Raw genomic sequence first — 24,212 nt, forward strand, 5'->3', positions numbered from 1 at the left:
ATCAGGTCGGCCGTGACGAAGTTGAGACGGTGTCTCCATCACGGGGTGAAACAGGGCGATGACGATGAGTCGCATGGCGAACTCGCGTCCCACCAGCCCCAGCAGTCACAGACTGACCAGGCGGAACCTCCTCACGGCAGCTCTGGCCGGCGGGTTCACGCTGACTGCCGCGGGACTGGCGCACGCGTCGCCGTACAACCCGGGGGCACCCGGCCGAGTCGACGCGCAGGACGACCCGAACTTCCACCCGGTGAAGTTCCGGCTGCCGGCGCCGACCGGGCGGAAGGCGCTCGGGACGACCGCGGTCCACCTGATCGACCGGTCGCGGCCGGATCCCGCCATGCCCAGCGGGCAGCGGGAGCTGATGATCAGCCTCTGGTACCCGGCGGGGATGTTCGGGTCGGCCCCGATCGCGAAGTACATGCCGCCGCGGACCTCGGTCGCGGTGGACGACGCCTGGACGGGCGAGTACGGGCTGGCGCTGCCCAGCGGGTCGTTCGACTTCGCCGGCACCGAGACGCACGCACGGGTCGACGTACCGGCGCAGCCGATGCGGCACCCCGTCGTGTTGTTCTCTCCCGGCTTCCAGTACAGCCGGTTCGTGAACACCGCTCAGGTGGAGGACCTGGCCAGTCGCGGGTACGTCGTGGTGACGATCGACCACTCGCACGAGACGCCGGTGGAGTTCCCCGGCGGACGCTTCCTGCCGGGCGCGCCGCAATCGGAACCGCCCGGTCCGGACCAGATCCGCGCGGCGGTCGAGACGCGGACCGCGGACGCGCGGTTCGTGCTGGACCAGCTGGAGCGGATGGCCGGCGGCCAGAATGTCGATGCCGAAGGCAAGGATCTGCCGAAGGACCTCGCGGACGGTCTGGACCTGCGCCGGACCGGCATGTTCGGCTTCGGGCTCGGCGGCTACGCGACCGCGAACACGATGCTCCAGGACGGCAGGATCGCGGCCGGGATCGACCTGGACGGCACGCTCCAGGACGACCGGGCGAAGGGCCCGCTCGGCGACGTCGCCGAACGTGGTCTGGACCGGCCGTTCCTGCTGTTCGGCTCAGGTGAGACCCAGCGGACCGATCCGGCCAAGGACAACTACGACCCGTCCTGGGCGAGCTTCTGGGCGGCGCAGCGCGGCGGGAAACTGAACCTGGCGCTGGCGAGGACCAAGCAGAAGGCGTTCACCGACTACCAGTTCATCTTCTCCCAGCTGTTCCACGACATCTACGGCGAGGACCCGATCATCACGTCGGTGATGACGGCCCTGGTCGGCAGCGCGAAACCGGCGCGGAGTGTGCTGGCGCAGCGCGAGTACAGCGCGGCATTCTTCGACCAGACACTTCGCCGCCGGCCGTCCCTTCTGCTCCGCGGTGACTCCCCGAAGTTCCCGGAAGTTCAGTTCGTCCGCTGAGACGGCGTACTCTCGGAGAGATTCACCACGCCCACCGTGGCGGCATCGCGACGCGCGGTGACGATGGGTTGTTCGCCACTTTCTGAAATCCTGAGAGGCGGACTGGGGGTCTTAGCGGTTACGGTGCGTTGAGAAATGCGTTGCCGTCGGCCGTACTCTGTCCTCGGGCAGGGTCGGTCTGTGCCCGGGGGAACAGACACCGAGACAGGGGCGTTGTCGCAGGGACGAGAGTAGGGAGCACAGTGGCAGGGGCAGCAGGGACGAAGACAGGCACCCGTTTGGTGATCGTCGAGTCGCCGAAGAAGGCGCGGATGATCGCCGGCTTCCTGGGGTCCGGGTACGTGGTGGAGTCCAGCTTCGGCCACATCCGCGACCTGCCGAGCGGGGCGGACGAGATCCCGGCGAAGTACAAGGGCCTGCCCTGGGCACGGCTGGGCGTGAACGTCGACGAGCACTTCGACCCGCTGTACGTCGTACCGGCGGACAAGAAGGCGCAGATCCGCAAGCTGAAGGACCTGCTCAAGGGCGCCGACGAACTCTTCCTCGCCACCGATGAGGACCGCGAGGGCGAGGCGATCGCCTGGCACCTGCTCGAGGAACTGAAGCCGACGGTCCCGGTCAAGCGGATGGTCTTCCACGAGATCACGCCGAAGGCGATCCAGGACGCGGTCGGCAACGCCCGGCAGATCGACGAGGACCTGGTGGACGCCCAGGAGGCGCGCCGGATCCTCGACCGGCTCTACGGGTACGAGGTCTCCCCGGTGCTGTGGAAGAAGGTCATGCCGCGGCTGTCGGCGGGCCGGGTGCAGTCGGTCGCGATCCGGATGGTGGTCGACCGCGAGCGCGAGCGGATCGCGTTCCGCAGCGCGTCGTACTGGGACCTGGACGCCACCCTGGACGCCGGCGAGAGCCGGAACCCGCGGCATTTCCCGACCCGCCTGGTCTCGGTGGACAGCAAGCGGGTCGCACAGGGCCGCGACTTCAGCTCGACGGGTGAGATCAAGGGCGCCAACACGGTCCATCTGAACGAGCAGACCGCGACCGCACTCGCCGGGGCGCTGCGTGACTCGCAGTTCACCGTCCGGTCGATCGAGTCCAAGCCGTACACCCGCAAGCCGTACGCGCCGTTCCGGACCACCACGCTGCAGCAGGAGGCCGGCCGCAAGCTCGGCATGTCCGCCTCGCAGACGATGCAGATCGCCCAGCGGCTCTACGAGAACGGCAACATCACCTATATGCGTACCGACAGCGTCACGCTGTCGGAGACCGCGATCACCGCGGCCCGGGCCCAGGTCCGCGAGCTGTACGGCGCGTCGTACCTGCCGGACAAGCCGCGCGTCTACACCTCCAAGGTGAAGAACGCCCAGGAGGCGCACGAGGCGATCCGCCCGGCCGGTGAGCACTTCCAGACTCCGGCGCAGACCGGTCTGAGCGGTGCGGAGTTCCGGCTCTACGAGCTGATCTGGATGCGGACGATCGCGTCCCAGATGAAGGACGCGGTCGGGAACAGCGTCTCGATCAAGATCGAGGCGACCGCCTCGACCGGCGAGAAGTGCGACTTCACGTCCTCCGGCCGGGTGATCACCTTCCACGGCTTCCTGAAGGCGTACGTCGAGGGCGCGGACGACCCGTCCGCGGGGACGGACGACCAGGAGACGCGGCTGCCGGACGTGTCCGAGGGCGACGTACTGCCCGCGACCGAGGTGGTTGCCTCGGGGCACGAGACCAAGCCGCCGGCGCGATACACCGAGGCCACGCTGATCCGCGAGATGGAGGAGCGGGAGATCGGGCGGCCGTCGACGTACGCCACGATCCTCGGCACCAACGTCGCCCGCGGGTACATCTACAAGAAGGGCCAGGCGCTGGTGCCGGCCTGGCTGGCGTTCGCCGTGGTCCGGCTGCTCGAGGAGCACTTCACCCGGCTGGTGGACTACGCGTTCACCGCGACGATGGAGGACGTGCTCGACGAGGTCGCGGCCGGTGACCTGCAGCGCGAAGGCGTGCTGGCCCGGTTCTACTTCGGCGACGACAACCTCGAGGGCCTGAAGTCGATGGTCACCGACCTCGGCGACATCGACGCCCGCCAGATGTCCACCTTCCCGGTCGGTGGCGACGACTCGGGCATCGTGCTCCGCGTCGGCCGGTACGGGCCGTACGTCGAGGACAAGGACGAGCGGCGCGCGAACGTGCCCGAGGACCTGCCGCCGGACGAGCTGACCGTCGACAAGGCCCAGGAGCTGCTGGCCCAGCCGTCGGGTGTCGAGCTCGAGCTCGGTACGGCGCCGGACAGCGGCCTGCGCGTCGTCGCCAAGGCGGGCCGGTTCGGGCCGTACGTGACCGAGGTCCTGCCGGAGAACGCGCCGAAGAGCGCGAAGCCGCGGACCGGGTCGCTGCTGAAGTCGATGACGCTGGAGTCGGTCGGGCTCGACGACGCGATGAAGCTGCTGTCGCTGCCGCGGGTGGTCGGTAAGGACCCCGAGACCGGCGAGGAGATCACGGCGCAGAACGGGCGCTACGGGCCGTACCTGAAGAAGGGCACGGACTCGCGGTCGCTGACGTCCGAGGAGCAGATGTTCGACATCACGCTCGAGGAGGCGCTGGCGATCTACGCCGAGCCGAAGCAGCGGGGCCGGCGGGCTGCCGCGCCGCCGCTGAAGGAGCTGGGTGAGGACCCGGAGTCCGGCAAGCCGGTGGTGGTGAAAGAGGGCCGCTTCGGTCCGTACGTCACCGACGGGGAGACGAACGCGACGCTGCGCAAGGACGACTCGGTCGACACGATCTCGCTGCTGCGCGCGGCCGAACTGCTGGCGGACAAGCGCGCCCGCGGCCCGGTGAAGAAGACCGCGAAGAAGTCGGCCGCGAAGAAGACGACGGCCAAGAAGACCGCCGCCAAGAAGACCACGGCGAAGAAGGCGGCGGCCAAGAAGACGACCAAGAAGGCGCCGGCGAAGAAGAGCTAGAAGTCGCTGGTGACCATCCCGTGGATCACGAACGCGATGAACGCGAGGACGACCAGCAACAGGATCACGAACGGGATGATCAGCCAGACCGATGGTCGCCGCGCGCCGACAGTGGCGCCGGTGGTCCGGCTGGCCACCTGCTTCGCGACCACGCGGCCGTTGCGCCACTTCCCGGTGACGGTCACGTCCTCGCCGTCGGTGACCTGACCCTCCAGTGAGACCCCGCGCAGCTCGACGAGCGTGGGCTGCAGTTCCTTGCCGACGGCGTCGTGCTGTTCGAGGTGGAAGGTCAGGACCTGGACTGACCCGTTCTCGCCACGGAGCTCGGAGCGGAACTGCACGTTCCGTACGACGCCACGCAGCTCGGCGGCGCCCCGGCGGGCGACAGCGTTCGACTGGTCACTCATCGGAGTTCCCCCAGGTGTGAGACGTAGTACTGGGAAAGTACATTGGGTTGGCCGCCCCCTGGTGACGGCAAGTCGGACGAGACGCAACTGCAAGGGAGCTGCGGATGACGAGTGCAGCAGAGGTCAGCGCGCAGCGGTTGCGGGAGCGGGGCGAGCGGGTCACGCCGGCCCGGCTCGCGGTGGTCGAGGTGCTCGCGGGCACCGAGGAGCACCTGAGCGCCGAGCAGATCGGCGAGCGGGCCGAGCAGCTGCGCCCGGGGATCCACCGCGCGACCGTGTACCGCGCTCTCGACGCGCTCGGTGAGTTCGGGCTGGTCACCCACGTCCACCTCGGCCGCGCGGGTACGACGTACCATCTGGCCGGCGACCTGGCCCCGCGCCACCTGCACCTGCGTTGCTCGGAGTGCGGCACGGTGTACGACGCCCCCGGCGACATCCTCGAATCCGCCCGCAAGAAGGTCGCCCGCGAGCTCGGCTTCCACCTCGCCCCTGAGCAGGTGGCCCTCGTCGGTGTGTGCAAGGAGTGCCAGAGCTGAGGCCCTCTGTCCATATCTGTTCATCGGTGTGGATTCATGAACAGAGTTGGCTTAGGGTCAGGGTCTGTGACCTATGTCGAGGACTTTGCTTCCGGTGCGAACGTGCTGGCGCCGCGCGCCTGGCTGGATGACGACTCCGGGCGGTTGGCGCTCAGCGGGGACTGGAGTTTCCGCCTGTCGCCGACGGTGGCGGACGCGCCGGACGACCTGAAGGACCCGGACACGTCCGGCTGGGACACGATCGTCGTCCCCGGCCACTGGCAGCTGAGCGGGTACGGCGCCCCGGCGTACACGAACGTGGTCTACCCGTTCCCGCTCGAGCCGCCGTACGTGCCGACCGACAACCCGACCGGCGACTACGTCCGGACCGTGACGGTGCCGGCGAACTGGGACGGCGCGCGGATCGTGCTCCGGTTCGAAGGCGTGGACTCGCGGTTCGCGGTGTACGTGAACGGCGAGCGGGTCGGCTGGTCGTCGGGATCGCGGCTGGTCTCGGAGTTCGACATCACCCCGTTGGTTGCCCCGGGCAAGGAAGCGCGGATCGCGGTCCGTGTGCACCAGTGGTCGGCCGGCAGTTACGTCGAGGACCAGGACATGTGGTGGCTGTCCGGGATCTTCCGTGAGGTCAACCTGCTCGCGCTCCGGCCGGACGCGCCGACCGACGTGTTCGTCAAGGCCGCGTGGGACCACATCGACGGCGCGGGCACGCTGCTCGTCGAGTCCGACGTACCGGGCACGGTGACGGTCGCGGAGCTGGGGCTGGAGCTGCCGACCGGTGAGCACACCCGGATCGAAGGCGTGCAGCCGTGGAGCGCCGAGGTGCCGCGGCTGTACGACGCCGTACTGCGGACCGCCGGTGGCGAGGTGCGGCTGCGGATCGGGTTCCGGACCGTCGCGATCGTCGACGGGATCTTCACCGTCAACGGGAATCGCGTGCTGTTCAACGGCGTCAACCGGCACGAGTTCCACCCGGACCGGGGCCGCACGCTGACCGAGCAGGACATGCTCGACGACGTACTGATCATGAAGCGGGCCGGGATCAACGCGGTCCGCACCAGCCACTACCCGCCGCACCCGCACTTCCTGTCGCTGTGCGACGAGTACGGGCTGTACGTGATCGACGAGTGCGACCTGGAGTCGCACGGGTTCGGGTACGAGCCGCAGCCGCCGAAGCTGCCCAACCCGGTGATGGACCCGCGCTTCCGGGACGACCTGGTCGATCGGATGCGGCGTACCGTGCATCGCGACAAGAACCACCCGTCGATCGTGATCTGGTCGCTCGGCAACGAGTGCGGGATGGGCGAGAACCTGAAGGCGATGTACGACCTGGTGAAGGAGCTCGACCCGTCGCGGCCGGTGCACTACGAGCGCGACACCGAGGCGGAGTTCGTCGACATCTACTCGCGGATGTACACCTCGCCGGAGGGCTGCGCGGAGATCGGCGCGGACACCTCGAAGTACCGGAACCTGCCGTTCATCCTGTGCGAGTACGGGCACGCGATGGGGAACGGGCCGGGTGGGTTGCTCGACTACCGCGAGGTGTTCGAGAAGTACCCGCGGTGCCAGGGCGGGTTCATCTGGGAGTTCATCGACCACGGCCTGCGGACGACGATCGACGGGCGCGAGGTCTACGCGTACGGCGGGGACTTCGGGGAGACGATCCACGACGGCAACTTCGTCTGCGACGGGCTGCTGTTCCCGGACCGTACGCCGTCGCCGGGCATGCACGAGTACGTGAAGGTGATCGAGCCGCTGCGTATCGTTGCTGACGGCAACCGTGTGGCGATCACCAACCGCTACGAGGTGCTGGACACCAGCCACCTGCGCTTCACTGTGCGGGTCGAGGCGGAGGGCGAGATCGTGGCCGGCGGTGGGATGCCGGCGCCGGTGATTGCGCCCGGTGAGACTGTCTCGGTCGAGCTGCCGCCGGCGATCGAGAAGATGCGCGCTGCCGGTCGCCCGGAGACCTGGCTGACGATCACCGCTGAGCTCGCCGAGGCAACCTCCTGGGCCGGCGCCGGCCACCGCGTCGCGTGGGGCCAGATCCGCCTGGACGAGCCGGCTGACACTGCAGCTGTTGCCGGTGGTTCACCGGCTGAAGGAACGGCTGGGGTTGACGGGATCAGCGTCGCCGGGCTGCGGAACGTTCGGCTGGATGTGTGGCGGGCGCCGATCGACAACGACGCGATTCCTGGGGTTGCGGCGGCCTGGCGTGAGCAGGGTCTGCACCGGGTGCAGCACCGGATCGTTTCGCAGGGTGAGCGCGACGGCGCCTGGGAGGTTGTCACCCGGACCGCGCCGCCCGCGCTGCAGTGGGGTCTGCGCAGCACGTGGCGCTGGACCGCTGTCGACGGTGATGTGGTGCTGGAGCTGAGCGTCGTACCGGAGGGGCTGTTCCCGGAGATGCTGCCGCGGCTCGGCATCACATTCGAGCTTCCCAAGGTCGAACGGGTCGAGTGGTTCGGCACCGGCCCCAACGAGGCGTACGTCGACACGCGCGCGGCTGCCGCAGTCGGCAAGTACTCCGCGACGGTCGCCGAGCTGCAGACGCCGTACGTCCGCCCGCAGGAGAACGGCCAGCGCATCGACACCCGCTGGGCCCAGCTGGACGGCCTCCGGATCGCCGCCGTCGACGAACTCTTCGGTCTGACCGTCCGGGACTGGACAACAGCCGACCTGGAGTCCGCCAAGCACACCCCGGACCTGGTCCCCGACGACACCACCTACGTAACCCTCGACATCTCCCAAACCGGCGTGGGCACCGCCGCCTGCGGCCCAGCCCTCCCCGACCGAGACAAACTGAAGACCGCCCCGGCCGGCCTCACCTTGCGCTTCACCAGCTGAATGACGGATCCCCAGGCCATCACAATCACGTGAAACCGGGCGGCCCCCGCGAGGGACGCCGCTGACTTGGCCGTTGTGATGGCCTGGAGATCCGCAGGTCGCGGCGGACTCAGATGGCGATGGCCGGGCGGGGGTGTACCCGTTCGGCCGGTGGGTGGTAGGCGGACCAGGCTGTGGTCAGGCGGTGGACGGCTTCGGTGAGGTCGGTCTCACGGGCTCGGAAGTGGAGGCGGATGTGGGCGTCGCTGTTGCCGGTGATGTCCAGGCCGGCGCCGGGGAGGATGGCCAGGTCGTGGCGTAGGGCGGTCTGGGCGAAAGAGGTGCCGTCGCCGTAGGGGAGGCCGACCCACAGGCATTGGCCTCCTCTCACTTCCGGGATGTCCCAGGCTGGTAGGTGCTGGGTCAGCAGCCCGTGGAGGTGGTCGTGGCGGGACTTGAGGGTCGCGGCGAGGGCGGGGTCGTCCAGCAGCGGCAAGAGGTGTACTGCGGCCAGCTGGGTCGGGATGTTGCCGCCCAGGTCGTGTACGGCGCGGAGGCGGGCGAGGCGGTTGATCAGGGGTGTGGAAGCGCGGATCCAGCCGATGCGCAGACCGCCCCAGATGCTCTTGCTGAGTGAGCCGATCGAGATCACCGACTCGCTGTACGCCGCCATCGGTGTGGGCTGCTCCGCGCCAGGGAAGCCGAGATCGGCCGGAACCTCGTCCTCGATCAGCGGAACCCCCGCACCGGCCAACCGCTGCCGCACCAGCGCAGACAGCACCGACCCGGTCGGGTTGTGGTACGTCGGAACGACGTAGGCCACCGCCGGACGCCGCTCCCGCACAGCCGCCTCGAACCCGTCCAGTCCGACCGGCAGACCACGCAGTACTGCGCCCTCCTCCCGGAACACCTCGAGCGCGCCCGGGTACGTCGGTGCCTCGACGAGCACCTGGTCACCGGGCGACACCAGAGCATGAGCCAGCAGGGACAGGGCCTGTTGGCCGCCGTTGGTGACCAGGATCTGCTCGAAAGACGTCCGTACGCCGCGAGCCGCGTAGCGGGCCGCCAGCGCCTTCCGCAGCGACGGATGACCGTACGGGTAGTAGCCGATGTCATCGCTGATCTGACTGAGCTCAGGAGCGATCTGCACGAACGCCTCGGCCAGCTGGGGCGGCGGATCGCCGGGCGCGGCGCAGATGGCCAGTAGTACGTCGTCGTCGCGCGCCTCCAGCGAGTCCAGGAAGATCGGGTCGACCGGGGCGTCCTCGACCGCGCCTTCGGACGGTACGCCGGCCACCCGCGTGCCACTGCCCTGTCGTCGGGTGATCCGCCCCTCCGAGCGGAGCAGGTCGTACGCAGCGACCACCGTCGTACGGCCGACTGCCAGTGCGCCGGCCAGCGCGCGGTCCGGCGGGAGGAGCACGCCCGGCGGCAGTTCGCCGTCGTCGATCAGGCGCCGGAGCCGGGCCGCGAGCAGAAGGTAGAGCGGGCCGCGGCCGGACGACCAGCGGCCCAACCGGTCAACTACTTCGATTGGCCTCATCTGCGAACCAATTCTGTCAGATTGGCTCTGGGGTGGCCAGTCGAGGCCGAGAACGATGGAGGCATGCCCACCTTCCCGAGCAACCAGATCATGTCGCTGACCGCCGAGCAGTCCCAGCACGAGCTGGGCGAGAGCTACGGGCCGGACCTTCGCCTGGCCGACCTGCTGACCCCGGAGCTGGCGGACCTCGAGCTCAGCTACGGGACCGCGGCCGGCGATCCCCGGTTGCGGGCAGCGATCGCGGACCGGCACGGCGTACGTCCGGATCAGGTCGTCGTCACGGTCGGCGGCATGCACGGGATCTTCCTGCTGTCGTACCTGCTCGCGGACGGCGGCGGCCAGGTCGTCACGACCGCGCCGATGTTCCCGATGACGCGCAACATCTACGCGTCGCTCGGCGCCGACGTGCGGGTGGTTCCGGTGACGTTCGACGACGGGTACCGCCTGACCGCCGACGCAGTACGGGCGCAGCTGACAGCGGATACGAAGCTGGTCAGCCTCACGACCCCGCAGAACCCGTCCGGTGTCGCCGTACCGCTGGAAACCCTGCAGGAGATCGTGATCGCGATGAACGCGGTCTGTCCGGATGCCTATCTGATGATCGATGAGACGTACCGGGTCGCGTCGTACGGCGATGACGCGGTAGCGGAGACGGCCGTTCGGCTCGGGCCGAAGGTCGTGTCGGTCGCGTCGTTGTCGAAGTGCCATGGGGCGGCGGGGCTGCGGATCGGGTGGGTGATCAGCACGGATGCGGAGCTGGTCGACCAGCTGAGTACGGCGAAGTTCAGCACGGTGGTGTCGGCGTCGCCGGTGTCCGAGGCGTTGGCTGTCCGGGTGTTCGAGCAGGAGGACCAGATCCTCGGCGTACGACGGTCCTGGCTGGCGGAGAACCTCCTGATCACGCAGGACTGGGTGAGCGAGAACAGCGACGTCGTGGAGTGGGTCCGGCCGGACGCGGGGGCGTTGTGCGTGGTGCGGTTGAAGCCGCCGGTCGACCTGGACCGCTTTGGTAAGGCTTGCCGGGAGCTGGGCGTGCGCCTGGCCGACGGTGACTGGTTCGGGGACGAGCCCGGGGTCTTCCGGCTCGGGTTCGGGTTCTTGCCGGCCGGGGAGCTGAAGGCGGCACTGGATGCGCTGCGCGAGGCTGTCCACGCCGCCCACTAGTCTTTAGGCGTGCCGGAGGTTTACGACCCGCTGACTGATCCTGCACCGGCGCATGACGTGCGCGCGGTGTTGCGGATCCGGGCGTTCCGGCGGCTGTGGATCGCGTTCGGGTTGTCGAGTCTCGGCGACTGGATCGGGCTGCTGGCGCTGACCGCGATGGCGAAGTCGTTCGCCGGCGACAACTACCAGGCGGCGAACTTCGCGATCGGCGGCGTGCTGTTCCTGCGCGTGCTGCCCGCGCTGGTGATGGGACCGGTGGCGGGCTGGATCGCGGATCGGCTGGACCGGCGCTGGACGATGATCATCGGCGACCTGGTCCGGGCCGCGTTCTTCGTCAGCATCCCGATCGTCGGCACGCTGACCTGGGTGCTGGTGGCGACCGTGCTGATCGAGATCGTCAGCCTGATCTGGGGTCCGGCCAAGGACGCCAGCGTGCCGAACCTGATTCCACGGCACCGGCTCGAGGCGGCCAACCAGCTCAGCCTGATCACGACGTACGGCACGGCTCTCCCGGCCGCGGCGATCTTCACCGCGATCACTCTGGTCTCCCGCTGGGCCGGTGACTTCGCCATCGACCTGGCCGTGTACGTGAACGCGGCGACCTTCGTCATCTCCGCCTTGGCGATCGTGTCGGTTGCCGAGATCGGCCGCGCGATCCACGAGCACGAGGACCACCCGACGCTGTGGCGGACCATGGTCGAGGGCTGGTCCTACGTCACCGGCACGCCGGTGGTCCGCGGTCTGGTTGTCGGCATCTCCGGCGCGTTCGCGGCCGGCGCGGTCGTGATCGGCCTCGGCCGCACGTACGTCGAGGGTCTCGGGGCCGGCGACCCCGGGTACGGCGTGCTGTTCGGTGCCGTTTTCGGCGGTCTCGCGCTCGGGATGGGGTTCGGGCCGCGGATCTTCTCCGGACTGTCCCGGCGGCGGCTGTTCGCGGCCGGGCTGGTCGGATCCGGCATCTGCCTGGCCGGACTGGCGCTGATCCAGCAGATCGAGATCGCGACGATGATCGCGATCCTGCTCGGGTTCTGCGCCGGCGGCTCCTGGGTTTCCGGGTACACGCTGCTCGGCCTCGAAGTACCGGACGCCGTTCGCGGGCGGACGTTCGCGTTCGTGCAGTCCGCCGTCCGCACGGTGCTCGCGGTGACGCTGGCGATCGCGCCGTTCGCCGCCGGTGCGATCGGCCGGCACACGTGGACGATCAGCGGCCACTCGGCGACGTACAACGGCGCCTCGATGACGATGCTCGCGGCGGCGATCCTGGCCGGCGTGATCGGCCTGCTCGCCTGGCGGCAGATGGACGACCGTCCGGGCGTGCCGTTCTGGCGCGACGTACGGCGGAGCTTCGGGAAGACGCGTGGTGACTATCCGACCACTGGCCTGTTCATCGCGTTCGAGGGCGGCGAGGGCGCTGGGAAGTCGACGCAGTCCGCGCTGCTGGTGAAATGGCTCGAAGAGCAGGGGCAACAGGTCCTGCTGACCCGCGAGCCGGGCGCGACCGAGCTCGGCAAGACACTGCGGCAGATCGTTCTCGATCCGGCGACCGGCGACATCTCACACCGTGCGGAGGCGTTGCTGTACGCCGCCGACAAGGCCGAGCACGTCGACTCGGTGATCAAGCCGGCGCTGAAGGCGGGTGCGGTCGTGATCACCGATCGGTACGTCGACTCCGCGCTGGCGTACCAGGGCTCCGGGCGGGATCTGGACCTGTCCGACGTCGAGCGGGTGAACCGCTGGGCCACCGACGACCTCCGGCCGAACCTGACGATCCTGCTCGACCTGCCCCCGAAACGCGGTCTCGGCCGGTTCGAGGAGCGGGACCGGATCGAAGCCCAGTCCGACGAGTTCCACGAGCGGGTGCGGCACGCGTTCCTCGAGCTGGCCGCGGCCGAGCCGCAGTACTACCTGATCCTCGACGCCACGCAGGACCGCGAGGACATCGCCAAACAGATCCGCGCCCGACTCCAACCGATCCTCCCCAAGGTGGGCCTATGAGTGTGTGGGACGACCTCGTCGGCCAGGACCCGGCGGTCGCCGTGCTGCGGAAGGCTGTCTCCGGCGCCGCCGGCGTACTGCGTGGGGAGAAGGGCGCCGCGGTCGCCGGGATGACCCATGCGTGGCTGATCACCGGCCCACCCGGATCGGGCCGGTCGAACGCGGGCCGGGCGTTCGCAGCCGCGTTGCAGTGTGCGAACGAGGGCTGTGGCGAGTGCAACGAGTGCCGTACGGCGCTCAGCGGCGCGCACCCGGATGTGTCGTTGATCCGGACCGAGCTGTTGTCGATCCGGGTCAGCGAAGTTCGCGAACTGGTCCGCCGGGCCGCGATGAGTCCGACGCAGGGCCGCTGGCAGGTGATGGTGATCGAGGACGCGGATCGCCTGACCGAGCAGGCCGCGGACGCGTTGCTGAAGAGCATCGAGGAGCCGTCGCCACGGACCGTCTGGGTGCTGTGCGCGCCGACGGTCGAGGACGTCGTACCGACCATACGTTCGCGCTGCCGCCTGCTGGTGCTGCGGACGCCGCCGGTCGCCGCGGTGGCCGAGATGCTGGGCCGGACGCTCGACGTGGATCAGGATCTGGCCTGGTTCGCGGCGCGGGCGGCACAGGGACACATCGGCCGGGCGCGGGCCCTGGCCCGCGACGAAGAGGTCCGCGAGCGGCGGAACAAGGTGCTCGAGGTCCCGTTCGCGTTGCGCGACCTCGGAGCCTGTTTGAAGGCTGCGCAACAGTTGGTCGAGGCGGCCAAGGTCGAGGCGAAGGCCAGCGCCGAGAAGGTCGACGAGAAGGAGCGGGCCGCACTCGAGCAGGCGCTCGGGGTCGGGACGAAGGGCGCCAAACCACGCGAGGCGAACGCCGCGCTGAAGGAGCTCGAGGACCAGCAGAAGGCGCGCGCCAAACGCTGGGAACGCGACGTGCTCGACCGCTCACTGGTTGATCTGATGGCGCTGTACCGGGACGTGATGGTGGTGCAGACGCGGTCCGGCAGCGAGCTGATCAACGCCGAGCTGCAGCGCAACATCGAGCAACTGGCCGCACGGACCACGCCCGAGCAGACGGTCCGCCGGATCGACGCGATCGCGACCTGCCGCGAGGCGATCGAGGCGAACGTCGCCCCGCTGGTCGCGCTCGAGGCGATGACGATCGGGTTGTTCGAGGGGCGCAACGACGGATTCACGATTCCGCGCCGGGTGCTGCGCTGAGGCGTTGGTCACGTTCTGGGATTCACGTCCGATAACTGGGCAGCTGCTGTAACACCGAGACCAGCGGGTCCGATGACTGGGTGTCCGGGTGAAGCAGACCGCTCGGGCACTTTTCGCCGATCGGACACCGATGAACCAGCCGCCCTCCGAGATCCAGCCTGTGCGGCCGTCGTTGCCGTCGGCTGAGTCCTGGCTGGAGGGCGTCCCGACCCCGGCGCAGCAGCGGCAGGACGGGTACGCCGTCGCGGCGCTCGCCACCAGCCTGCCCGGACTGGTCCCGATCGCGGTCGTGCTGGCCGCGATCGCGTTGCGCCGGATCAAGCGCACCGGCGGTCGTGGGAAGCGGCTCGCGTACGCCGCTCTGGTCGTTTCGCTGTGTTGGGTGATCGCGACCACCGTCGCGGTGACGCTCAACCTGGTGCACGAGCGGCAGGAAGGGATCGGCCGGACGGTGTCGATCTCGCAGGTGAGCGTCGGCCGGTGCTTCGACGCGGACCTGGACGCCGACGCGCTGAAGCTGGTGACGATCGCGGACTGCGCCGCACCGCACACCGGCGAGGCATACGCGAAGGTGCGCGCGGGGCTGGTGGGGTTGTCCGTCGCGCAGACCGGGACGGTGGCGACGCAGCAGTGTGCGGGCGCGTTCGTCGAGTTCATCGGGAAGCCGTACGAGCGGTCCGAGCTGGACATGTACTACGTCGTACTGGAAAATCGTGACGTTGCTGACGGCAACGTCCTGTGTCTGGTCGGGATGCCGGGGACCCGGCTGACGGGTACGATGCGCGGATCACAGCGGTAGTGCCCGCCGGGGAGCAGTGGGGGTAGCGTGACTCAGCCACCGTACGGACCGGATCCGGAGCGGCCGCAGGACCGGCCGCACGACCCGACCCAGGACGCGACCCAGTCGCTGCCTGCCCAGGACCCGACCCAGGTCTTCCCGGCCCAGGATCCGACCCGCGCGTTTCCGGCGCAGGATCCCGGCCCGGCGGCCGGGTCGACACGGGCGTTTCCGACGTACGGGCGGCCCGAGCAGGCGCATCCCCAGCAGACCGGGTCGTCGCCGTGGGTGGCTCCTGGACAACCGCAGCAGTCTTACGGCCAAGCGCAGTACGGGCAACCCCAGCAGCCGTACGGTCAACCCCAGCAGTCCTCCGGACAACCGCAGTACGGGCAGGCTCAGCAACCTGGGCAGGCGCCGCAGTACGGGCAGCAGCCGCCGCCGGGGTACGGGCAGGGGTATGGGCCGGGGCAGTATCCGCCGCAGTACGGGCAGGCGCCGGCGCCGTACGGGTATGGGTACGGCTACTCCGGGTCGGGCGGGACCAACGGGCTCGCGGCCGCGGCGCTGGCGACCGGGATCGGCGGGATCTTCATCGGCCTGTCCGCGCCGGTCGCGGTCGGCCTCGGCATCGCGGCGCTCGTGCAGATCAAGCGCCGCCAGCAGGCCGGCAAGGGGATGGCGATCGCCGGGCTGGTGATCGGTTCGCTGGTGACTATCGGGTACCTCGCCCTGATCGGCCTCGTGATCGCGTTCGGCTCGACATCCGACGACTACTCCTCACCGGAGCCGGTTTCGTCGTACTCCAGCGGCCCGACGACCACCGTCGACGACCTGGCCGTGGGTGAGTGTTTCAACGACGGCAACGAAGAGGACGAGGTCGTCCGCCAGCCGTGCACAGCCGTCCACGACGGCGAGGTCATCTCCGACGTCACCCTCCCCGACGGCCCGTACCCAGGCGACAGCGGCGTCGACAAAGCAGCCGACCGCGCGTGCAGCCCGGACTTCACCAGCTACGTCGGCAAATCCCCTGACGACTCCGAACTCGACCTCTTCTACTGGACCCCCACCCAGTCCCTCTGGGCCGACAACGACCGCCTCGTAGTCTGCGCCGCCTACGGCCCCGACCACGAAAAACTAACCACCACCGTCAAAAACAGCCACCGCTAACAGCCGCCCTCGCGCTCCGCGACGACCCGCAGGCCTCCTGAGCCCGACCGATTCGGGTAACCACCGTCTGAGAATTGTTCTGGCGGACCATCAACGTTGGCACCTGGTTGTTCGTCTACGTCGGTGAGGGAATGGGGTGGTGGTGTGGCCGACTGGGAGCGGGCGTTCCGGGAATTGCTGGCTGCGCGCGGCCCCGCGCTCCGTGGTTATGCCTACCTGCTGACCGGCGACCCGACGACTGCCGGCGACCTGATCCAGGAAGCGCTCACGCGGGTGTTCGGCCGCGGCCGGATCAACGATGACGTCAACCAGCTCGAGGCCTATGTACGGCGCGCGATGCTGAATCAGTACATCGACGGCCGCCGCCGGCTCAAGCGGTGGAACGCGACCCGCCACCTGCTGGTCGACGTACCGCACTACGACGACGACCGGCTCGCGGTGGCCGACGAGGTACGGAGGGCGTTGGCGAACCTGTCTCCGAAGCAGCGTGTGTGCGTCGTCCTGCGCTACTACGAGGACCTGACAGTCGCCGAGATCGCCGACGAGCTCGGCTGCACCGACGGCACCGTGAAACGCCACCTGTCCAACGCCAGGGCGAAGCTCGCCGTCCAGCTCGGCGTGACCGAGGAGAGTACCCAATGAGCGCCAACGACCTGCGAGACCTGCTCCGAGCCACCGCCGCCGCGGGCCGCGACGCCGTCGACATGGCCGAAGATGCCGTCACCGTGCGCATCCGGCGCCGCCGGACCCGGGGCCGACGACTCGCGGTCGGGGGTACGGCGCTGGCTGCCGCTGTCGTCATTGCGGGCGCCACGTGGGCCGTTCGCCCTGGCGGACAGTCGCCGCCGGTCAGTGGTCAGTCGACGGCCGCCGTACCGCCTCGGATCGTCCGATCTGATTTCGATGGCCCCAGCGGGATGGAGGCGGCACTGCAGGCCAGGCTGACCGCCGACGCGAACGGCTGCGTTCGCGCTTCGGATCACTCCGACGTGACGCTCGTGTGGCCCCGCGGCTACACCGTCCGCGGAGATTCGAAGTCCTTCGAGATCCTCGACGCCGCGAACAAGGTCGTCGCGCGATCCGGCACCCCCATGATCATCGGCGGCGGAGGCGCCGACAACTTCCAGGACACCTGGACAGGCCGAGACTGCGCCACCAACGGCCACCTCTGGATGGTCGGCACCATCAGCACCCCCCGATAGCAACCGGCTGGAGTTCGCGCGCAGCAGGCGAGGCGGCTGTTCCGCGCGTCAGATTGCGGGGCGGGCAAGTACTCTGACGGCGTGGGCATGGTGATGGCGGTGTCGTTCGAGCGGTACGGGCGGCTTTATTACCTGGATCCGGGTGAGTTTCGGCCCCGGGTGGGGGACAAGGTGCTCGTGCCTACGGACGACGGGCCCGAGGTGGCGGAGTGCGTGTGGGCGCCGCAGTACGTCACCGAGGAGGTCGGTGGGCTGCCGTTGTGTGCGGGGATCGCGACCGGGGCAGACCTGGATCGGGACGAGCAGAACCGGCAGCGGCGGGCCGATGCGCGGGTGATTGCCAAGCGGACGATCCGGCAGCACGGGTTGCCGATGAAGGTGGTCGGGATCGATTTCGTCGACCGGCGGGCGGATGTCGACCAGTTGGTGATCGTGTACTTCTCGGCGCCGCATCGGGTGGATTTCCGCGAGTTGGTGCGGGATCTGGCCCGGGCGCTCCGGGCGCGGATCGAGCTGCGCCAGGTCGGCGCCCGCGACGAGGCCCGCCTGCAGGGCGGGATCGGGCCGTGCGGGCGGGATCTGTGCTGCGCGACGTTCCTGAAGGACTTCGAGCCGGTCAGCGTGCGGATGGCGAAGGACCAGGACCTCCCGTTGAACCCGCTGAAGATCTCCGGCGCGTGCGGCCGGCTGATGTGCTGCCTGAAGTACGAGCACCCGCTGTACCAGGAGTTCAACGCGAAGGCTCCGGCGCTCGGGACCGCGGTGGAGACCCCCGCGGGTGATGGAGTGGTGGTCGGGCACAACGTGCCGAGCGACACCGTGGTCGTCCGGCTGGCGGCCTCGGGCCGGCGCTGCGCCTGCAGCAGGGCGGACGTGTGCTCGCCGCGGCAGCAGTACGAGGCATCCAGTACGACGACCCCGGACGCCGCGCCGGTCGACGGACCGGCCGCCGCCGCGGTCGACGTGCCCACCGCCGAGCCGGTCGAAGCAGCCGGACCGACGGTCGAAGCCGGTACCCCGGCCGAGGACGTCGTACCGGAGAACGAGAGCCGCGAGGAGCGGAGGGCCCGGAAACCGCGCCGGCGCCGCCGCCTGCACCACGACGACGAGGGAGAAACCCGGCAGTGAGATTCCGCAGGTCGACCGTACTGGTGGCAGCTCTTGCGGTCCTGGCGAGCGGATGTGGGGTGGCCAGTCGCGCCCAGAACGCCGGTGACGGTCCCGAGGTGCCCGGCATCGGCGGCAATCCGCCCAGCGCACCCGTAGGCCCCATTCCGGCCGGGCTGGAGAAGTTCTACCAGCAGAAGCCGGACTGGGAGCGCTGCGGCTCCAACCAGCAGTGCGCGACCATTCTCGTCCCGCTCGATTACACCAAGCCGACCGGCCAGACCATCGAGCTGCGGGCGCGGAAGGTGCTGGCCCGGGACCGCGGCGGACGGATCGGCACGCTGTTCATCAACCCGGGCGGTCCGGGCGCCTCCGGGCAGGACTTCGCGGGGCAGGCGCCGATGCTGTTCGGCTCGTCGCTGCTGCGGAAGTTCGACATCATCGGCTGGGATCCGCGCGGCGTCGGCGAGTCGACGCCGGTCAAGTGCCTGGACACCGAGCAGCTGGACACGATGATCGCGGCCGACGGCAGCCCGGACGACGCGGCCGAGGTCACCGACCTGGACAAGGAGGCGAAGGCCTTCGCCGCCGCCTGCGAGCAGCGTTCCGGTCGTCTGCTGCCGCATCTGTCCACCAAGGACGCGGCGCGCGACATCGACGTACTGCGAGGCATCGTCGGCGACCCGCAGCTGTACTACATGGGGATGTCCTACGGCACCTACCTCGGTGCGACGTACGCCGAGCTGTTCCCGAAGAACGTCGGCCGGATGGTGCTGGACGGCGCGATCGACCCGTCGATCACCAACGAGCAGATGGGGATCGCGCAGGCGAAGGGCTTCGACACGGCGCTGGACGCGTTCACGGAGGACTGCGCGCAGCGGTCCTGCAAGCTCGGCAGCAGCAAGACCGAGATCTTGGCGAAGATCGACCAGCTGATCAAGGACAGCGACGCGAATCCGCTGCCCGGCGACGGAAAACGCCAGGTCACGCAGGCCTTGGTGATCCTCGGCCTGATCTACCCGCTGTACCTGAAGGACTTCTGGCCGCGGCTCGAGGACGCCGTCGCCGACGGGCTCGCCGGGAACGGCGCCCGCCTGCTCGCGCTCGCCGACGAGTACACCGACCGTCAGCCGAGCGGGTACGCCGACAACTCGAACGAGGTCAATATCGCGATCAACTGCCTGGATCACCCGGACTTCACCTCGATCGCGCAGATCGAGGCGAACGTGGCGACGTACAAGGCGGCGTCACCGCGGTTCGGCGAGTTCCTGGCGTGGTCGTCGGTGTCGTGCGCGAACTGGCCGGTGAAGGCGGTGAACCAGCCGCACAAGATCAAGGCGCCCGGTGCGAAGCCGATCATGGTCCTCGGCACGACCCGCGACCCGGCCACGCCGTACGAGTGGGCGGTCGGCCTGGCGCACCAGCTGGAAAGCGGTGTCCTGGTGACGCGGGACGGCGACGGGCACACGGCGTACCTGTCCGGCAACGCCTGTGTGAAGAACGTCGTCGAGAGCTACCTCGTGCAGGGCAACACGCCCGCTGCCGATATCAAGTGTTAGTTCGGGCGGGTGTCGCCGGACGCGACCGGCAGTTTGAGCGTGTCGGTCGCGTGCTGGAGCACGGCGCGCAGGCCGGCCTCGTCCTGCGGGCGGCCGCCGACGGTGATCTCGACCGCTGAGGTCTTGCCGCCGTCGATCGAGACCCAGCGCGACAGGCCCATCCGCGGCCCGCGGGCCTGATCGGTGTACGTGTAGACGAGGGTGCCGTCGTCCCGGCTGAGGACCTGCAGGTTGCGCTCGTCGATGCTGTGCTCGCGGGCCGCGACCAGCTGGTCCGGGGTCTGCTTGCTGCCCCGCGTGTCGAACCGGATCTGCCAGACACCGGTCGGGTCCAGGAACTTCGGCCGGGTGCCGTCCTGGGCGCTCTTCCACCCGGTCGGGACCTCGGCGGACACCGGGTCGTCGTCGGTGCCGAAGTTCTGCACGGCGTACTGCAGCGAGTCGGGCTGGAGACAGGTGGCACAGGCCGGGGCGCTGGGCGGAGCCGAGCTCACGATCCCCACCGAGGTGTCATTGGCGGCGAACGGGTTGCCGCCGTTGATGGCGAGCACCGTGCCGAACACGGCTACTCCGACGGTCATTCCCGCCAGTGTCATCAGCAGCGCCTGGTGCCTGGGCGTGAGCATCCCGACCTCGCTTCCCTCTCTCCCGCCCGATTATCGCCGACGAGAGGGGCGTCATCGCAAACCCACGCGTACGCTGGCACGTCGTGGAGATGTCCGAACCCGCGTTCCAGCAGGCTTTGCAGCGGTACAACGACGGTACGGCGGAGCGCGCCGACCTGAAACTGCTCACCAAGGAATTGCTGAAAATCCTGGTCGCGAAGGCTCCAGGTCACGCCGTCGAGGTCCGCGTCCCGCCGTACGGCGCCGTGCAATGCATCGAGGGCCCGCGACACACCCGTGGTACGCCGGGTGCGGTGATCGAACTCCCGCCGGAACTGTGGATCGACGTCGCGCTCGGCCGCACCACCTGGGCCGATGCCCGCTTGACCGGCAAACTCCGCGCCAGCGGTGAGCGCACCGACCTGAGCAGCCTGCTACCGCTGGTCCGGACGTGAATGAGCCGCGGTGCTCCCCTGCAGCACCGCGGCTCACGACTTTCGGATCAGTGGGCCGACGTGGACCAGACCGCGGTGCGGCCGTACACGATCACCAGGCGGCCGTCGTCCCGCATCTGCAGCACTGAGCCCTTCCGGACGGTCTTGCTGGACCACAGTGCCTTCTTCGCGGCGCTGTAGACGACGAAGTTGCCGTCCTGCTGCATGACGGCGTACGCGCCCTTGCTGATGGTCTTGGTGGACCAGACCGGGGTCTTGCCGTTCTTCACCATCACGAGGTTGCCGTCGGTCTGCATCTGCAGGCGGTAGACCCGGCTCGGAGAGAACAGCATGTCGTAGGGATTCAGCAGCCGGCCGGAGCCGAGCGTGCCGATCACCATGTGGCGGAACCAGACCGCCTTCTTGCGGGTGTTGTAGATCACCAGGTTGGAGTCGTTCTGCACGGCGAGGAAGGCGCCGGTGCTGCCCGCGGTGTTGCTGGCCCAGACCACCGTACGGCCGGAGATGACGACCAGGTTGCCGTCGCGCTGCATGATCAGGCTCGAGGCCTTGCGGTTCGTCATCGAGGCCCAGAGCGCGGTGCGGCCCTTGTAGAGGACGGCGTTGCCGTCGGTCTGGATGATGAGCGTGTAGATCCCGTTCGGCGAGCGACGGTACTGGCCCGGCTTCAGGTACTGGCCGGACGTGAGCAAGGACGAGACTGCGGTCGTGCTGGTGGCGGCAGCGGACGCCGTACCGGCGGCCTGTGCCGCGGACGGAACAAGCAGGGTGGCACCGGCCGCCGCGCCCGCGGCGAGCGTGGCGAGCAGCCTGGTGCCGGCCGACTTGATCGAGATCATCCGATTCTTCTTTCCTGTTCACGGGAGGGACAAGATTGACGCCCTAGGCAACCAATCGGTTCCACCGTAGGACCGGCACGGGTTCGGGCCTGGAGGTTTCGACGCTGGTCGAAAGGGTGGGCGGAAATCAGGTTCGTCCGGACAGGTCGGACCTGACACTATGGCCCGGTGGCAGCAAGTCTCCGCGCGCGACTGGCCCGGTTGCGCGTCGATCTGACCCCGTGGCGTGGTTCCCGCGACTTCCGCATCCTGCTGGTCTCGGGATCGGTGTTCTTCCTCGGCGGCATGGTCGGGTACGTCGCGCTGCCGTACCAGCTGTACCAGCTCACCGGATCGAACTTCGCCGTCGGCGCGATGGGTCTGGTGACGATCGCACCACTGGTCGTGTTCGGGCTGTACGGCGGTGCGCTCGCCGACCACGTGGAACGCCGCAAACTGCTCGTCGGCACCGGCATCGCCCAGGTCGTGATCTCGGCACTGATGGTCACGAACACCCTGCTGCCGAACCCGCAGATCTGGCTGATCTACGTCTGCGGCGCGCTGAATGCCGTCGCCTCCTCGCTGCAGCGGCCGTCCCGAGAGGCGCTACTGCCCCGCGTGGTCCGCCATCAGGAGATCCCGGCCGCCGTCGCCCTGAGCTCGCTGACGGGGCAGGTCGGCCAGCTCGCCGGTCCGGCGCTGGGCGGTGTCCTGGTCGGCACAGTGGGCGTGACCTGGGCGTTTGCGGTCGAGCTGACCGGGATCGTGTTCGCGACGTTGCTCTACACGCGGCTGGGTTCGTACCGGGCGGGTGACCACACCACCGCGCCGAGTCTGCGCGCGATCGGCGGCGGAATCGTCTACGCGTTCCGCCGCAAGGACCTGCTGGCGACGTACCTGGTGGACATGGTCGGGATGTTCCTGGCGATGCCGATCGTGCTGTTCCCGGCGTTCGCGACGGAGGTCCTGAAGGAACCGAAACTGCTCGGTCTCCTCTACAGCGCCGAGGCGATCGGGGCGATGTGCGCGAGCCTGACCAGCGGCTGGGCGAAACACGTCCATCACCAGGGGCGGGCCGTCGTACTGGCCACGATGTGCTGGGGCGCCGCGGTCGGGGTGGCGGGGCTGGCGCCGAACATCTGGTTCGCGATCGGGTTCTTCGCCCTCGCGGGCGCCGCCGACATGGTGTCGGTGCTGTTCCGCTCGGTGATCTGGAACCAGACGATCCCCGACGAGATGCGCGGCCGGCTGGCCGGGATCGAGATGCTCGGGTACTCACTCGGCCCGCTCGGCGGTCAGGCCCGCTCCGGTGTCGTCGCCGATCTCACCAGCGTCCGGACCGCGATCGTCAGCGGTGGCGCCCTCTGCGTCGTCGGCGTCGTCGCGACCGCCGGCTGGTTGCGCGAGTTCTGGCGCTACGACGCCCGTACCGACGAACACGCCGTCCGCGAAAGGGACCTCCGCGCGGCCCGTTAGGCTTCCAAGCATCATGCGTATCCTGATCGCCGCCGCGCTGGCCGCTGGACTCCTCGCGGGCTGCAGCGGTCCTGGGCAGGAGAACGCGCCGAGCGCTCCGCCGCTGGTATCGGTCTCTACGCCGGCCGCCTCGGTGACCCCGTCGGAAACGCCGTCCGAGACGCCGAGCGGGCCGGCCAAGGTCGCTGAGACGTTGTGCGTGCGGATGGACGCCACCCTGGTGCAGTCGGCGCTGGCGGTGCCGGTCGCGAACATCCAGCCCAAGACACCGCCGGCCGATTTCGGGATTCCGACGTACGACGTCTGTCAGTTGACGCTCAGTACGGCCTCGAACGGCCCGGTGCTGAACGTCGAGACTTCGGTGCTTCCGGCAACTAAGGCGACGCTGGCGGCGACGCAGAAGGCGTATGCGGCGACGAAGGGCGAGCCCGCCAAGCCGGCGATCGTCGGCGGGGGCGGATACGGGACGAGCACGTTCGTGGTGTTCCTGCTGGACGGCAAGCTGTACAAGATCGCCGGGCCCAAGGCCACGCTCGCGAAGTATGTCCTCCTCGGTCAGGAAGTGGTCCGGCAGGCGCCCGGTCTGCCCGCCACGAACGGGTGGATCACGCAGCCGGACTGTGACCGCGGTTCGTCCGCGGCGGAGAAGGTCATGGGGACGGCCGCGATGGTCCGGCGGGACAGCGAGACGCCCTTGGGTGATCTGGTCTGCGGCTGGGTCACCACGACGAGCGTGCTGTCCACCTCGGTCCGCCGTACTCCGCAAGCCGAGGCGCTGATGGCCCCGATCCGTAAGGCGTCCACGTCTCAGCCGATCCCTCTGGGCGACGAGGGGTACGTCGACACCGCCACTGGCCGCACCACGATCCGCGTCGGCGACGACAAGCTGGTCGACCTGGTCCCCCTCCCCGCCCGCGCGATCAACCCGGATCTGATGACCCAGTTCGCCCTCGCAATGTCGCCGGTCTACACCCGCTGAACCCTGTACCGAAGAA

General features: G+C 69.2%; 20 protein-coding genes. 16 read left to right on the plus strand and 4 right to left on the minus strand.

The window, feature by feature from the left end; translation table 11 throughout:
• Nucleotides 1–73: 73 nt before the first annotated feature.
• Nucleotides 74–1,414, plus strand: a complete 1,341-nt coding sequence (locus tag OHA18_RS17655; RefSeq protein ID WP_329005201.1) for an alpha/beta hydrolase — start codon at nucleotides 74–76, stop codon at nucleotides 1,412–1,414.
• Nucleotides 1,415–1,656: 242 nt separating this feature from the next.
• Nucleotides 1,657–4,374, plus strand: a complete 2,718-nt coding sequence (gene topA / locus OHA18_RS17660) for a type I DNA topoisomerase (RefSeq protein WP_329005202.1) — start codon at nucleotides 1,657–1,659, stop codon at nucleotides 4,372–4,374.
• On the opposite strand, the gene OHA18_RS17665 is transcribed toward topA, so the two are convergent.
• A complete protein-coding gene (locus OHA18_RS17665) occupies nucleotides 4,371–4,781 on the minus strand; it encodes a hypothetical protein (protein WP_329005203.1) in 411 nt (136 codons plus the stop codon). The genes topA and OHA18_RS17665 overlap by 4 nt on opposite strands.
• A gap of 104 nt (nucleotides 4,782–4,885) precedes the next feature.
• Here OHA18_RS17665 and OHA18_RS17670 point away from each other — a divergent pair, with 104 nt between their 5' ends.
• Both OHA18_RS17670 and OHA18_RS17675 read left to right on the plus strand, forming a co-directional pair.
• Nucleotides 4,886–5,317, plus strand: a complete 432-nt coding sequence (locus tag OHA18_RS17670; protein WP_329005204.1) for a Fur family transcriptional regulator — start codon at nucleotides 4,886–4,888, stop codon at nucleotides 5,315–5,317.
• Between the two features lie 66 nt (nucleotides 5,318–5,383).
• Nucleotides 5,384–8,161 carry a glycoside hydrolase family 2 TIM barrel-domain containing protein gene (locus OHA18_RS17675; RefSeq protein WP_329005205.1) on the plus strand — a complete coding sequence of 926 codons (2,778 nt, stop codon included), beginning with the start codon at nucleotides 5,384–5,386 and terminating at the stop codon, nucleotides 8,159–8,161.
• Nucleotides 8,162–8,270: 109 nt separating this feature from the next.
• On the opposite strand, the gene yczR is transcribed toward OHA18_RS17675, so the two are convergent.
• Complete coding sequence (gene yczR / locus OHA18_RS17680; protein ID WP_329005206.1) at nucleotides 8,271–9,683, minus strand: aminotransferase-like domain-containing protein; 1,413 nt, start codon at nucleotides 9,681–9,683, stop codon at nucleotides 8,271–8,273.
• Nucleotides 9,684–9,746: 63 nt separating this feature from the next.
• Between yczR and OHA18_RS17685 the strand changes: the two genes are divergently transcribed.
• The 9 genes from OHA18_RS17685 to OHA18_RS17725 all read left to right on the plus strand — a co-directional run bounded on the left by OHA18_RS17685 (nucleotide 9,747) and on the right by OHA18_RS17725 (nucleotide 19,863).
• On the plus strand, nucleotides 9,747–10,847 hold the full coding sequence (locus tag OHA18_RS17685; RefSeq protein WP_329005207.1) for a pyridoxal phosphate-dependent aminotransferase: 1,101 nt from the start codon (nucleotides 9,747–9,749) through the stop codon (nucleotides 10,845–10,847).
• A gap of 9 nt (nucleotides 10,848–10,856) precedes the next feature.
• Nucleotides 10,857–12,842: a dTMP kinase gene (gene tmk, locus OHA18_RS17690; protein WP_329005208.1), complete on the plus strand. Its 1,986-nt coding sequence runs from the start codon at nucleotides 10,857–10,859 to the stop codon at nucleotides 12,840–12,842.
• Nucleotides 12,839–14,047: a DNA polymerase III subunit delta' gene (locus OHA18_RS17695; protein WP_329005209.1), complete on the plus strand. Its 1,209-nt coding sequence runs from the start codon at nucleotides 12,839–12,841 to the stop codon at nucleotides 14,045–14,047. The genes tmk and OHA18_RS17695 overlap by 4 nt, the downstream gene beginning before the upstream one ends.
• A gap of 88 nt (nucleotides 14,048–14,135) precedes the next feature.
• Nucleotides 14,136–14,846: a DUF4190 domain-containing protein gene (locus OHA18_RS17700; RefSeq protein WP_329005210.1), complete on the plus strand. Its 711-nt coding sequence runs from the start codon at nucleotides 14,136–14,138 to the stop codon at nucleotides 14,844–14,846.
• A gap of 27 nt (nucleotides 14,847–14,873) precedes the next feature.
• Nucleotides 14,874–15,995 carry a DUF4190 domain-containing protein gene (locus OHA18_RS17705; protein ID WP_329005211.1) on the plus strand — a complete coding sequence of 374 codons (1,122 nt, stop codon included), beginning with the start codon at nucleotides 14,874–14,876 and terminating at the stop codon, nucleotides 15,993–15,995.
• Between the two features lie 144 nt (nucleotides 15,996–16,139).
• Nucleotides 16,140–16,637, plus strand: a complete 498-nt coding sequence (locus tag OHA18_RS17710) for a SigE family RNA polymerase sigma factor (protein WP_329005212.1) — start codon at nucleotides 16,140–16,142, stop codon at nucleotides 16,635–16,637.
• The gene (locus OHA18_RS17715; protein ID WP_329005213.1) at nucleotides 16,634–17,197 is read left to right on the plus strand and encodes a hypothetical protein; all 564 of its coding nucleotides are present in this window, start codon (nucleotides 16,634–16,636) and stop codon (nucleotides 17,195–17,197) included. Before OHA18_RS17710 ends, OHA18_RS17715 begins: the two co-directional genes overlap by 4 nt.
• Nucleotides 17,198–17,284: 87 nt before the next feature.
• Nucleotides 17,285–18,325 (plus strand): PSP1 domain-containing protein, encoded by a 1,041-nt coding sequence (locus OHA18_RS17720; protein WP_329006128.1) that lies wholly within the window; start codon nucleotides 17,285–17,287, stop codon nucleotides 18,323–18,325.
• Nucleotides 18,322–19,863 (plus strand): alpha/beta hydrolase, encoded by a 1,542-nt coding sequence (locus tag OHA18_RS17725; protein ID WP_329005214.1) that lies wholly within the window; start codon nucleotides 18,322–18,324, stop codon nucleotides 19,861–19,863. The genes OHA18_RS17720 and OHA18_RS17725 overlap by 4 nt, the downstream gene beginning before the upstream one ends.
• Here OHA18_RS17725 and OHA18_RS17730 read toward each other — a convergent pair.
• Nucleotides 19,860–20,489 carry a hypothetical protein gene (locus OHA18_RS17730; protein ID WP_329005215.1) on the minus strand — a complete coding sequence of 210 codons (630 nt, stop codon included), beginning with the start codon at nucleotides 20,487–20,489 and terminating at the stop codon, nucleotides 19,860–19,862. The genes OHA18_RS17725 and OHA18_RS17730 overlap by 4 nt on opposite strands.
• Nucleotides 20,490–20,578: 89 nt before the next feature.
• Between OHA18_RS17730 and OHA18_RS17735 the strand changes: the two genes are divergently transcribed.
• Entirely contained in the window at nucleotides 20,579–20,923 is a 345-nt protein-coding gene (locus OHA18_RS17735; protein ID WP_329006129.1) for a sterol carrier family protein, read from the plus strand.
• Nucleotides 20,924–20,970: 47 nt separating this feature from the next.
• Here OHA18_RS17735 and OHA18_RS17740 read toward each other — a convergent pair whose 3' ends face one another.
• A complete protein-coding gene (locus OHA18_RS17740) occupies nucleotides 20,971–21,762 on the minus strand; it encodes a hypothetical protein (protein ID WP_329005216.1) in 792 nt (263 codons plus the stop codon).
• Nucleotides 21,763–21,930: 168 nt separating this feature from the next.
• Here OHA18_RS17740 and OHA18_RS17745 point away from each other — a divergent pair, with 168 nt between their 5' ends.
• On the plus strand, nucleotides 21,931–23,217 hold the full coding sequence (locus tag OHA18_RS17745) for an MFS transporter (protein ID WP_329005217.1): 1,287 nt from the start codon (nucleotides 21,931–21,933) through the stop codon (nucleotides 23,215–23,217).
• A gap of 13 nt (nucleotides 23,218–23,230) precedes the next feature.
• Nucleotides 23,231–24,196: a hypothetical protein gene (locus OHA18_RS17750; protein WP_329005218.1), complete on the plus strand. Its 966-nt coding sequence runs from the start codon at nucleotides 23,231–23,233 to the stop codon at nucleotides 24,194–24,196.
• The last annotated feature ends 16 nt before the right edge of the window (nucleotides 24,197–24,212 follow it).

This window comes from Kribbella sp. NBC_00709 (assembly GCF_036226565.1).
GTDB lineage: Bacteria > Actinomycetota > Actinomycetes > Propionibacteriales > Kribbellaceae > Kribbella.